Annotated in this window: 9 protein-coding genes; 5 read left to right on the top strand and 4 right to left on the bottom strand. The window is 72.4% G+C overall.

Annotated elements, in window-relative coordinates; genetic code table 11:
* The first annotated feature begins 62 nt into the window (after nt 1-62).
* Nucleotides 63-1,895 (top strand): NHL domain-containing thioredoxin family protein, encoded by a 1,833-nt coding sequence (locus tag ABGA99_RS28785; protein ID WP_347583744.1) that lies wholly within the window; start codon nt 63-65, stop codon nt 1,893-1,895.
* Here the strand turns inward: ABGA99_RS28785 and ABGA99_RS28790 are convergent.
* Nucleotides 1,892-2,458 carry a helix-turn-helix domain-containing protein gene (locus ABGA99_RS28790; protein WP_347578016.1) on the bottom strand — a complete coding sequence of 189 codons (567 nt, stop codon included), beginning with the start codon at nt 2,456-2,458 and terminating at the stop codon, nt 1,892-1,894. The two genes, ABGA99_RS28785 and ABGA99_RS28790, sit on opposite strands and share 4 nt — an antisense overlap.
* A 70-nt stretch (nt 2,459-2,528) precedes the next feature.
* Here ABGA99_RS28790 and ABGA99_RS28795 point away from each other — a divergent pair, with 70 nt between their 5' ends.
* Entirely contained in the window at nt 2,529-3,272 is a 744-nt protein-coding gene (locus ABGA99_RS28795) for a hypothetical protein (protein ID WP_347578017.1), read from the top strand.
* A 97-nt stretch (nt 3,273-3,369) separates the two neighbouring features.
* On the opposite strand, the gene ABGA99_RS28800 is transcribed toward ABGA99_RS28795, so the two are convergent.
* Nucleotides 3,370-4,767: a M18 family aminopeptidase gene (locus ABGA99_RS28800; protein WP_347583745.1), complete on the bottom strand. Its 1,398-nt coding sequence runs from the start codon at nt 4,765-4,767 to the stop codon at nt 3,370-3,372.
* A 168-nt stretch (nt 4,768-4,935) separates the two neighbouring features.
* Here ABGA99_RS28800 and ABGA99_RS28805 point away from each other — a divergent pair, with 168 nt between their 5' ends.
* On the top strand, nt 4,936-5,880 hold the full coding sequence (locus ABGA99_RS28805; protein ID WP_347583746.1) for a sulfotransferase: 945 nt from the start codon (nt 4,936-4,938) through the stop codon (nt 5,878-5,880).
* A 163-nt stretch (nt 5,881-6,043) separates the two neighbouring features.
* Here the strand turns inward: ABGA99_RS28805 and ABGA99_RS28810 are convergent, their stop codons facing one another.
* Nucleotides 6,044-7,882, bottom strand: a complete 1,839-nt coding sequence (locus tag ABGA99_RS28810; RefSeq protein WP_347578020.1) for an acyl-CoA dehydrogenase — start codon at nt 7,880-7,882, stop codon at nt 6,044-6,046.
* A 145-nt stretch (nt 7,883-8,027) separates the two neighbouring features.
* Here ABGA99_RS28810 and ABGA99_RS28815 point away from each other — a divergent pair, with 145 nt between their 5' ends.
* Both ABGA99_RS28815 and ABGA99_RS28820 read left to right on the top strand, forming a co-directional pair.
* Complete coding sequence (locus tag ABGA99_RS28815; RefSeq protein WP_347578021.1) at nt 8,028-8,555, top strand: SseB family protein; 528 nt, start codon at nt 8,028-8,030, stop codon at nt 8,553-8,555.
* 307 nt (nt 8,556-8,862) lie between these two features.
* Nucleotides 8,863-11,862, top strand: a complete 3,000-nt coding sequence (locus ABGA99_RS28820; protein ID WP_347583747.1) for a SpoIIE family protein phosphatase — start codon at nt 8,863-8,865, stop codon at nt 11,860-11,862.
* 89 nt (nt 11,863-11,951) lie between these two features.
* Here the strand turns inward: ABGA99_RS28820 and sigJ are convergent, their stop codons facing one another.
* The gene (sigJ, locus tag ABGA99_RS28825) at nt 11,952-12,947 is read right to left on the bottom strand and encodes an RNA polymerase sigma factor SigJ (RefSeq protein WP_347578023.1); all 996 of its coding nucleotides are present in this window, start codon (nt 12,945-12,947) and stop codon (nt 11,952-11,954) included.
* Nucleotides 12,948-13,111 lie beyond the last annotated feature (164 nt).

Consider the following 13,111-nt stretch of genomic DNA (forward strand, 5'->3'; position numbering starts at 1 on the left):
GCCCCGGCGCCCGGCGTGGGCCGTGGGGAATGGGTGCGCCCGGGGTGTGGTTGGCTCTGCTCATGGCGAAACGTGCCCGGGTGCGGGCTCCCGAGCCGGTCGGCAGGGGCGGCTGGCTGAACACCGGCGGGGTGGAGCTGAGCCTCGCCGCGCTGCGCGGCCGCATCGTGATCCTGGACTTCTGGACGTTCTGCTGCATCAACTGCCTGCACGTCCTGGACGAGCTGCGCGAGCTGGAGGAGAAGCACCGGGACACGGTGGTCGTCGTCGGCGTGCACTCGCCGAAGTTCGTGCACGAGGCCGAGCACGCGGCGGTCGTGGACGCCGTCGAGCGCTACGGGGTGCACCACCCGGTGCTCGACGACCCGGAGCTGGCGACGTGGAAGCAGTACGCGGTACGGGCGTGGCCGACGCTGGTGGTGATCGACCCGGAGGGGTACGTCGTCGCGCAGCACGCCGGTGAGGGGCACGTCCACGCCATCGGGCGGCTGGTCGCGGAGCTGGAGGACGAGCACGCGGCGAAGGGCACGCTGCGGCGGGGGGACGGTCCGTACATCGCGCCCGAGCCGGTCGCGACGCACCTGCGGTTCCCCGGGAAGGCGCTGCGGCTGCCGTCGGGCAACCTGCTCGTCTCGGACACGACGCGGCACCGGCTGGTGGAGCTGGAGCCGGACGGCGAGACGGTGGTGCGAGCGATCGGGAGCGGGGAGCGGGGGTTCGCGGACGGCGCGGCGCCGCGCTTCAACGAGCCACAGGGGCTGGCGCTGCTGCCGTCGGGGGCGGTGGCGGTGGCGGACACCGTGAACCACGCGGTCAGGGCCGTCGACCTCGGTGGCGGGTCGGTGACGACGCTGGCGGGGACCGGGCGGCAGTGGTGGCAGGGCACGCCGACGTCGGGACGAGGGCGTGAGGTCGACCTGTCGTCGCCGTGGGACGTGGCGTGGTTCGAGGGCCGGCTGTGGATCGCGATGGCGGGGGTCCACCAACTGTGGACGTACGACCCGGAGACCGACACGGTGCGGGCGGCGGCCGGCACGACGAACGAGGGGCTGCTCGACGGGCCCGCGGACGAGGCGTGGTTCGCGCAGCCCTCGGGTCTGGCGGCGACGGACGGCCGGCTGTGGATCGCGGACTCGGAGACGTCGGCGCTGCGATGGCTGGAGTCTGGCGGCGGTCCGGGGCGGCCGTCCCGGGTGCACACGGCGGTCGGCACCGGGCTCTTCGACTTCGGCCACCGCGACGGTCCGGGCGACGGGGCGCTGCTGCAGCACCCGTTGGGCGTCACGGCGCTGCCGGACGGCTCGGTGGCGGTCTCGGACACGTACAACCACGCCCTGCGCCGCTACGACCCGGCCACCGGCACCGTGACCACGCTGGCGACGGACCTGCGGGAGCCCTCGGACGCGGTGGTCGACGGCGACGAGATCGTGGTCGTCGAGTCCGCCCGCCACCGCCTGACCCGCCTGCGGCTCCCGGAGGCGGCGGTCAGCGTCCCCCCGGTCGCCCACCGCACGCAGCGCGCGGCGACGGACGTGGCCCCCGGCACCCTGTCGCTCGACATCGTCTTCCGCCCCCCGCCCGGCCAGAAACTCGACACCCGCTACGGCCCGGCCACCCGCCTGCTGGTGAGCGCCACCCCGCCGTCCCTCCTGACGACGGGCGAGGGCGCGGGCACGGACCTGACCCGCGAGGTGTCCCTGTCCCCGGACGGCCCGACGGAGGGCGTACTGCACGTCTCGGCAGTGGCGGCAAGCTGCGACGACGACCCGTCGGTGGAGTACCCGGCGTGCCACGTACACCAACAGGACTGGGGCGTCCCGATCCGCATCACGCAGTCGGGCGCGAGGCGCCTGCCCCTGATCCTGGCGGGTCTGGACGAGGAGCCCGCCTCCTAGTCGGCCGGGATGCCGAACCAGCGGAGGTGGACCGGGCGGGCGCCCGGGGCGGCGTCTTCCGGGGTGTGGCGGTACTTGGCCAGGAGTTCCAGGTAGTCGTCGTGGAAGGCGTCGAGCTGCTCCTTCGTCAGGTGGCTCATCCCGCGTGACCCGCGCAGCCAGCCCTCCTCGGAGTCGTCGCCCTCTCCCCCCTGCCCCGCCAGGAACCGCCGGGCCAGCTCCAGGTCCTCCGCCCCGCGCAGCCGGTCCAGTTCCGCGATGACCGCCCGCTCCCCCGCCGTGACGTCGTCCATCGGCGGGCGCCGGATGTCCAGCCCCGGTACGCCCCGCCACCAGCGCTCGCGGCCCGCCGACCGCTCCGGGATGTCCTCGATGAGGCCGCCGCGCTCCAGCATGCGCAGGTGGTAGCTGAGCGTCCCGGTGTTCTCGTCCAGCGCCGCCGCCAGCGTCGTCGATGTCGCCGGGCCGTGCACCGAGAGGTGGCGCAGGATGCGCAGCCGCAGCGGGTGCGCGAGCGCCTTGAGCGCCTCCGGGCTGCTGACCGTGTGCCGCTCGTCCGTCATGGCCCGCAGTTTATCCACAGGTTCCTCTGCAGAGCTTTCTTTGCAGAGAAATCTCTGTAATGCTGCGGGCATGACGAAGAACTGGAACCGCAGGTCGTACGGGACGGGCGCAGCCCGCTTGGCGGCCACCGCGCTCACCGCCCTGCTCGCCGTCCTCACCGCCGGCGCCGCCCCCGCCTCCGCGGAAAGCGCCGTCGCCGACCCCGCCCCGCCCGGGCCCGCGTTCGACTTCGGCGCCTGCCCGGCGGCGGACGAGCTGCCCGCGGGCGCCGATCCCGGGACCTGGCGCTGCGAGGTGATGCACGCGACGGGGCGGCTGCGCGTCGGGGGTGTGGACGAGCCCATCGACCGGCCGATGACGCTGACGTTCGCGGAAGGCCGGGTGGACGGCGCGTTTGCGCAGGTGTTCGGCGAGATGACCGCCGAGCCGGTACGGGTCGGGGGGACGCCGCTGACGCTCACCCCGCGGTACGGGGGCTTCAGCGACTTCGAAGCCGACGACGTCCGCCGCGGCGAGCTGGACCTGACCCTCGCGGTCGGCGGCCCGCTGCTGCCGGAGGGCTGCTCCATAGGCGGGGCGGCCACGGAGCCGATCCACCTCGTGCTGAAGGACACCCGCCCCACGGAGGTGATATCCGAGGACCCGCTGATGGTCTCCTTCGCCGCCGCGGACACGGAGTTCACCGCTCCGCGCACCGAAGGCTGCGGACGCCTGGGCGGCCGGATCCTGGACCGGGTGCTCGACCTGCCGGCCCCGGCGGGGGAGAACCGGCTCGAACTCGACGCCACGGTGGCCATCAGGCCGTACGCGTGACGCCGTGCGGGCGATGCCCCGTGCCGAAGCCGCTCAGGCCACGGCCGCCCGCATGCCCAGGCCCACGCCCATGGCTACGAAAGGAGGCCCACGGGGCTCACTCCGTCAGGAACGCCGCCAGCGCGCCGGCCAGCAGGTGCGGGTCCTCCGCGCCGCACAGCTCCCGCGCCGAGTGCATCGAGAGGATGGCCACCCCGATGTCCACGGTCGTGATCCCGTGGCGGGCCGCCGTGAGGGGGCCGATGGTCGTGCCGCAGGGCATCGCGTTGTTGGAGACGAACGTCTGCCACGGCACCCCGGCCCGCTCGCAGGCGGTGGCGAGGATCCCGCGGCCGGCGCCGTCCGTGGCGTAGCGCTGGTTGACGTTGACCTTGAGGATCGGGCCCCCGTTCGGCATCGGGTGGTGGCCGGGCTCGTGGCGCTCGGGGTAGTTCGGGTGCACGGCGTGGCCGGTGTCGGAGGAGAGGCAGACGGAGCCGGCCAGCGCGCGGGCGGTGTCGTCGTACGAGCCGCCGCGGGCGGCGACGGTGCGGCGCAGGACGGTGCCGAGGAGGGGCCCCTCCGCGCCGGTGTCGGACTGGCTGCCGGTCTCCTCGTGGTCGAAGGCGGCCAGCACGGGGATCGTGGTCGGCGGGGTGCCGGCCGTCGCGGCGGCGGCGAGGGCGGCGACGCCGGCGTGTACGGAGAGGAGGTTGTCCATGCGCGGGCCCGCGAGCAGTTCGCGGTCGCGGCCGAGGTAGGCCGGCGGCTCGACGCTGTGGACCATCAGGTCCCAGCCGATGACGTCGCCCGGTGCGACCCCGGCCTCCGCGGCCAGGAACTCGACGAGGTCGCCCTCGTGTACGGGGCCGAGGCCCCAGATCGGCGTCGAGTGGCGCTGCTTGTCGAGCTTGAGGCCCTCGGAGACCACGCCCCGGTCGAGGTGGATGGCGAGCTGCGGTACGCGCAGCAGCGGCCGGTCGACGTTGACCAGCCGCACCTCGGCGCCGCCCGGCCCGTGCGCACCCGTACCCGAGCCGTCCGCGCCCGAACGGTCCGCGCCCGCACCGTCCCCGTCGCCCGCGCCGGCGCGCGTCGCGCCGGGCCGCAGCGTCAGCCTGCCGGCCAGCCCCAGGTCCCGGTCCAGCCAGCTGTTGAGCAGCGGCCCGCCGTAGACCTCCACCGCGATCTGCCGCCACCCGTGCCCGCCGGTGTCCGGCACCGGCTTGACCCGCAGGTTGGGCGAGTCCGTGTGGGCGCCGACGATGTGGAACGGCGTCTCGGGGGCGCTGCCTTCCGGCACGTACCAGGCGATGAGCGCGCCGCCGCGCAGCACGTAGCGGCCGCCGGCCGTCGCGTCCCAGGCGTCGGTCTCCCGGAGCTGGGTGAACCCGGCCTTTTCCAGCCGCCGGGCGGCCTCAGCCACGGCGTGGTACGGCGTGGGGGAGGCGGTGAGGTAACCGGCGAGGTCATCGGTGTGGCTGCGGTCGAACCGGGGCGGGGAAACAGACGTCATGGGCAAAGCCTAAGACGTGAGTGAGAAGCGGAATCGAGCCATTGCCTTTGCTGAATCGTTGTCCTACGTTCTTCCGGGTGCGCGTCGCCTGTTGCCAGTGAGGCACCGGCCGTCCGCACGGGGGGAGTGACGGGCAGGCACGGTGCGAGGAAGGGTGGCAGAGGCGCCATGGGAGTCGTGAACACGGGTATCAAGCGCAGAGCTCGCCTGCTGGGCGAGGCGCTCCGGCCGCCGCGGCAGCTGACGGGCCCGGTCCCGGGCGCGGAGGCGGCCCAGGTGGCGCCCGGCGCCGCGACGCCGCAGAAGACGCCGGAGGAGGCCGGGCCGAAGGGCCCGCGCCCGCCCAAGAAGACGGTCGCGCTGGACTACGGGGTGGACCCCATGCCCCGGCAGGTCGAGGCGCCGGTCTTCGTGCTCGCGCCGGTACGCTCCGGCTCCACCCTGCTGCGCATGCTGCTCAACAGCCACTCCCGCATACGCGCCCCGCACGAGCTGCACCTGCGCACCCTCGGCGTGGAGCTGACCCCCGGCTTCTCCGACCAGTCCATGCACGAACTGGGCCTGGACAAGGTGGAGCTGGAGCACGTGCTCTGGGACCGGGTGCTCCACCTGGAGCTGGAGCGCAGCGGCAAGGACATCGTCGTCGACAAGACCCCGGGCAACGTGTGGGCCTGGGAGCGGCTGACGCACGCCTGGCCGAAGGCGAAGTTCCTGTTCCTGCTGCGCCATCCCGAGGGCGTCGTCAGCTCGCTGGACAACCGCAAGTCCAACACCTCCACCCGCGCCCAGAACGAGGCGAACGCGCTGAAGTACTTCGAGCCGCTGGAGCGGGCCCGATCCGCGCTCGACGGCCACACCCTCACGTACGAGGACCTGACCTCCGACCCGGAGCGGGTCATGCGCGAGGTGTGCGCGTACCTGGAGGTGGAGTTCGAGGAGTCGATGCTGGCGTACGGCGAGCAGGACCACGGCCGGCTCCGGCCCAACCTCGGCGACCGCAGCGACAACATCAAGTCCGGCCGGATCCAGGCGGCCCGCTCCTTCGAGGAGGGGACCGCCGAGCTGTCGCCGAAGCTGGCGGAGTACGCCGCCGCCTGGGGCTACCGGGACTGACCCCGCCCCCTGCGAGCCCTCCGGGGGTCCGGATCCGGCGCCTTCGTCGTCGTCAAAAGGCGCCGTATCCGGACCCGGGCCCGGATACGACGCCCGTCTCAGCGCGTGGGCCCCTGCTTCCCGGCCCGTACGCCACCGGCCTTCCGCCGGCCCGTCCCGTGCCTCAGAACGCGGCCTCGTCCAGCTCCATCAGCGACTGGTCCGTGCTCTCCGCCAGCGACCGCTGCACGCCGACCCCCGGCAGCACGTTGCGCGCGAAGAAATTCGCCGCCGCGATCTTCCCCTGGTAGAACGCCACGTCCCTCGGCGCCGCCGCCGGCAGCTTCTCCGCGGCCACCGCGGCGCCCTTGAGCAGCAGGTAGGCGATCACGACGTCGCCGGAGGCGAGCAGCAGGCGGGTGGTGTTGAGCCCCACCTTGTAGAGGGACTTCACGTCCTTCTCGGTGGCCGCGAGGTCGGCCAGCATCACCCCGACGATGGCCTCCAGGTCCACCGCCGCCCTGGCCAGCTCGTCCCGCGCGGCGGCCAGTTGCTCCCCGCCGACCGCCTCGGCCAGGAACTTCTTGATCTCCTCGGCCAGCGAGGTGAGCGCCTGTCCCTGGTTGCGGACGATCTTCCGGAAGAAGTAGTCCTGCCCCTGGATGGCGGTGGTGCCCTCGTAGAGCGTGTCGATCTTCGCGTCGCGGATGTACTGCTCGATCGGGTACTCCTGCAGATAGCCGGAGCCGCCGAAGGTCTGCAGCGACTGGGCGAGCTGCTCGTACGACTTCTCCGACCCGTACCCCTTGACGATGGGCAGCAGCAGGTCGTTCAGCGCGTGCTGCGCCGAGGTGTCCTCACCCGCGGCCTCCCGGACCTGGATGGTGTCCTGCACGGAGGCGGTGTAGAGGACGAGGGCGCGCATGCCCTCGGCGTACGCCTTCTGCGTCATCAGCGAGCGGCGCACGTCCGGGTGGTGCGTGATGGTCACGCGCGGCGCGGTCTTGTCGGTGAACTGCGCCAGGTCCGGGCCCTGGACGCGCTCCTTCGCGTACTCCAGCGCGTTGAGGTAGCCGGTCGAGAGGGTGGCGATGGCCTTCGTGCCGACCATCATCCGCGCAAACTCGATGATCTTGAACATCTGGCGGATGCCGTCGTGCTTGCCGCCGAGCAGCCAGCCCTTCGCCGGGGTCCCCGCGGGAGAGGAGGTGCCGAAGGTCAGCTCGCAGGTGTTGGAGACCTTCAGGCCCATCTTGTGCTCGACGTTCGTGGCGTAGACGCCGTTGCGCTCGCCCAGCTCGCCGGTCTCCCAGTCGAAGTCGTACTTGGGCACGACGAACAGGCTCAGCCCCTTCGTGCCGGGCCCGGCGCCCTCCGGGCGGGCCAGCACGAAGTGCACGATGTTCTCCGACAGGTCGTGCTCGCCGGAGGTGATGAAGCGCTTCACGCCCTCGATGTGCCACGTGCCGTCGGGCTGCTCCAGCGCCTTCGCGCGCCCGGCGCCCACGTCGGAGCCGGCGTCCGGCTCGGTGAGCACCATCGTCGAGCCCCAGCGCCGCTCCACCATCAGCCGCGCGGCCTTGCGCTGCTCCTCGGTGCCCTCGTCGTAGAGCACGCCGGCGAAGGCCGGCCCCGAGGCGTACATCCACACGGCGGGGTTCGCGCCGAGCACCATCTCGGCGTACGCCCAGATCAGCGACGACGGCGTCGCCGTGCCGCCGATCTCCTCGGGCAGGCCCAGGCGCCACCACTCGGCGTCCATGTAGGTCTCGTACGACTTCCTGAAGGCCGCCGGGACGGGGGCGGTGCCGGTCTCCGGGTCGAAGACCGGCGGGTTGCGGTCGCCGTCGGTGAAGGACTCGGCCAGGTCGTTCTCGGCCAGCCGGGCGATCTCCGTGAGCACGCTTCGCGCGGTCTCGGTGTCCATGTCCTCGAAGGGGCCCGTGCCGTAGACGTCGCCGCGGCCCAGCACCTCGAAGAGGTTGAACTCGATGTCCCGGAGGTTCGACTTGTAGTGGCCCATGCGCAGGCTCCGTATCAGGCATAAGGGATCAGCGACCACCCATGATGCTACCCGCCAGTAATAAAACGCAACCCTCCTCTTGTCACATCACTCCGACTGGCGGAGTCCCCACCCGCACCCCCGCGACGCGGCTAGGCTTGAATGCATGTACGGCTACGACCAGTCCGCCGGTTACGGCGCCCCGCAGGGCCACCCCCAGGCGCCCCCGCCGGGGCACCCCCAGGGGCACCAGTACGCCGCGCCCCCCGGGCCGTACGACCAGCCCGCCCCCGGCTACGCCGAGCAGCCCCTCTACCCCGAGCCGTCCCAGCCCGCCCCGCCGTCGCTCGCGGACGCGGTCAAGGCGTTCACCGGCGGGGCCATCGGCTCCGAGGACTTCCAGCAGATCTTCGCCACCTCCAAGATCTACTGCCCCCGCGGCGACAACCCCGGCTTCCTCGCCCTGCACAACACCCAGCAGCCGGTGATCCCGCTCTTCAGTTCGCTGAAGGAGCTGCGCCGGTACGCGGGCCGGGAGTCGAAGTACTTCACGGTCACCGGCGCGGAGGTCATCGACCTGCTGCCCACGGGGTACGGCTTCGTGCTCGACATCGAGGGTGATCACCGGATGGTCGTGGACGCGAAGGCGGTCGAGGAGATGGTCGACTTCGCGATGCGCCGCATGTACGGGTGAACCCGCGCCCCCGGTCCTCCGTCGCAGAGGCGAACGGCTGTGCAGCCGTCGCCCCGGCGCCGCCCACCGAGATCGCCCCGATGGCGGCCACGCCACCGACGCGGCCAGCGCAGACGTCTACCCGCTGACTGCGACGGTGTGCACACGCAGCGGTCCCAGCACCACCGGACCCCTTGCGTCACCCGGTCTGTGGTGCAATGGCAGAAAATGTCCGGGTAGCTGACTACCATGGCGAGCACAGCGCGCCTGGGATGTGCGATTCCGTCCATGGTCCTCGCGTGTACGCGCTGGTGGAGGCGAAGCAGCGATGCACTCCGAGTCCGGGCGGGGTGGCAGACCCGGCGAGACGCCCGGCGCGGCGATAGACGATGACCTGCGACTGAGATGGGTGGCCGGTCTGCCCGCCGACGCCGACGTGACCAAGGTCTTGGGGCTGGCTCTGCCGCATGCGGTCGCCGGAGCGGTCGGCCTGGGCGGACTGGTCCACCTGGCCGGTCGTGAGCCGGGCACGCTCGACCTGGCCGCGGTCATCGGCCTGCCCCCGGACCTGACCGGAGCGTGGGACCATCTCAGCGACGCGGCCACGCCCGGGCTCGCCCCGGCCCGCGCGATCGCCACCGGGCGTCCTGTCTGGTCACAGGTTTCGCCCCCCACCCCGGACAGAACGCAGGGACACCCGCGGGGTGTGCTCTCCGTGCCTCTCAGGGCCGGCGGCGACGTGATCGGCGCCCTGTCCGTCCTGGCCGGCCGTGAGCCGCCGCGGGACCGCGTCCACTACCTGGGCCAGGTGGCCGCCCTGGTCGGGGACCGGCTGGCCGGTGCCCGGCGCTGGCGCAGCAGCGGAACTCATCAGTGGTGGGAGATCGGCACCGACGAGATCCCCGCCGAGCGCCGGCTGATGCGCACGGTGCGGGCCGGCCGCTGGTCCTGGGACCTGAGCACGGGACTGCTCGAACCTGACGAGGTCGCAGAATCGCTACTCGTCAAGGCCGGAATCGATCCGGATGACTGGGATCGCCATATCCAAACGTGGCTGGCTCACGTCTACCCCGCCGACCGGGGTCAGGTTGAGCAGGAGATCGCGCGTTCCCGGCGTGAGGACTCGGCATATGTGGTGGAGCACCGCGTGCAGGACTCCGCCGGTCGGCTCTCGTGGCTGATGGTCTGCGCCTGGTGGGAGCACGACGACACCGGGCAGCTCGTCCGCATGGCCGGCTACGTCTGGGACATCACGGAACGCCGCAGCTCGGAGGCGTGGCTGGCCGGACTGACCGACTCCTACCCGCTGCCCACCTACGTGATCGCCGCTGACGACCACGTGACCTGGTGCAACGCGGTCGCACGCGAGGTGGCGGCCCTGCGGCAGGTCGAGATCGTGGGCCGTGTCCCGTGGGAGGTGTTTCCCGAGCTTCGCGAACAGGGAGTGCCGGACGTCCTGGCCGCTGCCCGGGCCGCTCCGGGCCGCCCCGCCAGCAAGACGGTGACTTCCTGGGAGCCGTTCCGCGGCGATTCCGGCGGGCTCGGGCACTACGAGGTAAACGCCGTCGGCATCACCGACTATGTGGTCGTCACGCTGACCGATGTGACGGACAAGGCGGAGGCCGCCGAGGCGGCGGCCGAGCGCCGCGACCGCCTGACCGGCCTCAACGCGGCGTTGATCCAGGCGCGCACTCCGCGGCACGTCGTGGACGCCGTCCTCACCCATGTGGTGCCCCTGCTCTCCGCCGACAGCGCGTTGATCCATGACCTGACCGGGCCGGAACCGCAGGTCGCCGGCTCGCGCGGATGTTCGCCGGAGTTCCTGCGCCAGGTCGCCACGCTCAGTTGGCAGGAGCGCATGGAGGCCGGCGCCGTCGCCTCCGCGCAGATCCAGTTCGTGAAGTCCGTCGGAGAGCTCGCCGAGCGGTGGCCGCACCTGGTGCCGCTCGCCCGCATGGGCCGAGGCCAGGCGTGGGCGATCGTGCCGCTGGTGACGGCTGACGCGCAGGTCGGCAGTGTGGTCCTGGGCTGGCACGCCCCCCGCGTCTTCGACGGGGAGGCGGAGGCCCTGCTGGGCACGGTCGCGGTGGCCGTCGCGGCAGCCTTCGCGCGGGCCGCTGAATTCCGGGAAGCCCAGCAGCGGGCCGAGCGGTTGCAACGCGAGCTGATGCCGGGCCGGCTGCCCGCGCTCACCGCGGCGTCCGCGGCCGCGCAGTACCGCACCGCCAGTACGGCGGGCATCGGCGGCGACTGGTACGACGCCATCGCCCTGCCCGGCGGCCGCACCCTGGCCGTCGTCGGTGACGTCGTCGGCGACGGTATCGACGAGCCGGTCGTGATGGGCATCCTCCGCCAGGCCATTGCGGCCATCGCGGCCATGGATCTCGTGCCCGACGAGTTGCTCGCCTACGCCAACGACGTCACGCTGAGGCTGGGGAGCGTGCGGGCCACGGTCCTGCTCGCTTTGTACGACCCGACAACCGGCGTCCTGTGCCTGACCAGCTCCGGACACCCGCCTCCGCTGATGATGGCGCCCGGCCGGCCGCCGGCCGTTCTGGACATGCCCATCGGCAAGCCGTTGGGGCTGCCGCACGTGCCACCGGAGGTGGCCGAGGTCACCGTGCCCGACGGGACGCTTCTCACCCTGTACACGGATGGGCTGCTCGGTCTGGACGACCCGGATCCGGCACGGCTGGCGGAGGTGATCACCCGCCATGCCGTCTCGACCCCCCTGCCGTCGGACCCGGCCCGGCGCGCGCCGTGGCTGGATGACCTGTGCCACTCCGCGATGGCCACGCTGCTCCCCGAGACCCGTCCGGATGACGCCGCCCTGCTGGCGCTGACGCTCGGCCGTATCCCGGCCGACCACATCGCCACGTGGGACATGCCGTGCATCCCGGAGTCCGCTCCGACCGCCCGCGCAACGGTCAACGACCGACTGCAGCTCTGGGGCCTGGACGCCCTGGTCTGGCCCGCCGACCAAGTGGTCAGCGAATTGGTCGGCAACGCGGTCCGCCACGCCGTCGGCATCGGTGTCGGCGCGGCTCACGCCGGCGTCGGCGACATCCGCGTACGGCTCCTTCGCCTCGCGGATCAGTTGGTGATCGAGGTGTACGACGGGTCCAAGGCGGCACCCTACGTCCGCCACCCCTCGTACGATCAGGAGTTCGGTCGTGGGCTGCCGATCGTGTCGGTCCTGGCGCACCGCTGGGGCACCCGCCGCGTCGGCACGGACGAACCGGACGACGCCGACCCCACGACGCCGGGCAAATGCGTCTGGGCGGCGTTGTCCCTGACAGAGGAACGTGACGATCACGTTCTCCTGTGAACGGCACGGCCTGCCCCGCGGCCGGTACCTGCCGGGCCCGTCCACAGGATGCGGACGGGCGATGATCCGCCGCGCACCGCGGCGATGCGTCACTCCACCGGATCGCCGTCCGGCGAGATGCCGGCGAGCTTGTCCGGGTTGGTGACGATGTAGACGTCCGACACCTGGTCGCCTTCCGGGGTGAGGTCCATCACCATGACGACGTACGGCGAGTCTCCGCGGAAGACCACCGCCGCGGCGTCCCCGCCCACGGTGCGGTACTCCACGTCCACGTCCTCCCGGTGGGCGCGGTGCGTGCCGTAGTGCGCCAGCATCTGCGCAGCCCGGTCGCGGCCGTGGACGGGGCGCAGGCCCGCCCCGCGTACCTTGCCGCCGCCGTCGGTCCACACGGTCACCTCCGGGGCAAGGATCTGCATGAGCTGATCCACGTCGCCGCCCAGAGCCGCCTCGACGAAGCGTTCGGTGACCTCTTGCCGCACGCGCGGGTGCGTGTCGTAGCGTGGCCGGCGGGCATGGACGTGCGAGCGCGCCCGGCGGGCGATCTGCCGTACGGCGGCCGGGCTGCGTTCGATGGCCTCGGCGATCTCGGTGTGGGCGTAGCCGAACACCTCGTTCAGGACGAACACCGCACGCTCCAGCGGGGTGAGCGTCTCCAGTACCACCAGCAGGGCCATCGACACCGACTCGGTGCGCAGGGCCTGCTCGGCGCCGTCCGCGGCCTGGGACGCCGCCGCTTCCACGGCCGGGTCCAGCAGCGGCTCGGGCAGCCACGGCCCGACGTAGGTCTCGCGTCGCCGCCGGATACTCTCCTGGCGCGACAGGGCCTGGTTGACCGCGATGCGAACGAGGTAGGCGCGCGGGTTGGTGATCTCGTCGTCCTCGGCGCGCCGCACCCTGCGGGCCCACGACAGCCATGTCTCCTGCAGCACGTCCTCGGTGTCGGCGACGCTGCCGAGCATGTTGTAGACGATCGAGAACAGCAGCTCGCGATGGTCGGTGAACTGGCGGGTCGACCCTGTCGGCAGGCCGCCCCCGGTGCCGGGTGACCGGTTCTCCGGCCCGCTCTGCGCTCTCTTCCGGGACATGCGTCGCCTCCCTTCGCTCGTACTCCCCCCAGAGGTCAGGCGCCGCCCAGAACGTGACATCCCATGGGCAAGTGTGACATGGGTCTCACCCGGTCACCGCCGCGTCACGCCCACCGGTCGGCCGGCCCTCCCAGACCGCAGAGCCGTGCGCCACAAGGGTCACG

The sequence above is a fragment of the Streptomyces sp. B5E4 genome (genome assembly GCF_039871555.1).
Classification (GTDB): Bacteria; Actinomycetota; Actinomycetes; order Streptomycetales; family Streptomycetaceae; genus Streptomyces.

Excerpts from the sequence above, each read along its gene's own strand:
- sigJ (WP_347578023.1), bottom strand. The coding sequence starts at position 12,947 with ATGTCCCGGAAGAGAGCGCAGAGCGGGCCGGAGAACCGGTCACCCGGC.
- ABGA99_RS28795 (WP_347578017.1), top strand. The coding sequence starts at position 2,529 with ATGACGAAGAACTGGAACCGCAGGTCGTACGGGACGGGCGCAGCCCGC.
- ABGA99_RS28800 (WP_347583745.1), bottom strand. The coding sequence starts at position 4,767 with ATGACGTCTGTTTCCCCGCCCCGGTTCGACCGCAGCCACACCGATGAC.
- ABGA99_RS28805 (WP_347583746.1), top strand. The coding sequence starts at position 4,936 with ATGGGAGTCGTGAACACGGGTATCAAGCGCAGAGCTCGCCTGCTGGGC.
- ABGA99_RS28820 (WP_347583747.1), top strand. The coding sequence starts at position 8,863 with ATGCACTCCGAGTCCGGGCGGGGTGGCAGACCCGGCGAGACGCCCGGC.
- ABGA99_RS28810 (WP_347578020.1), bottom strand. The coding sequence starts at position 7,882 with ATGGGCCACTACAAGTCGAACCTCCGGGACATCGAGTTCAACCTCTTC.
- ABGA99_RS28785 (WP_347583744.1), top strand. The coding sequence starts at position 63 with ATGGCGAAACGTGCCCGGGTGCGGGCTCCCGAGCCGGTCGGCAGGGGC.
- ABGA99_RS28790 (WP_347578016.1), bottom strand. The coding sequence starts at position 2,458 with ATGACGGACGAGCGGCACACGGTCAGCAGCCCGGAGGCGCTCAAGGCG.
- ABGA99_RS28815 (WP_347578021.1), top strand. The coding sequence starts at position 8,028 with ATGTACGGCTACGACCAGTCCGCCGGTTACGGCGCCCCGCAGGGCCAC.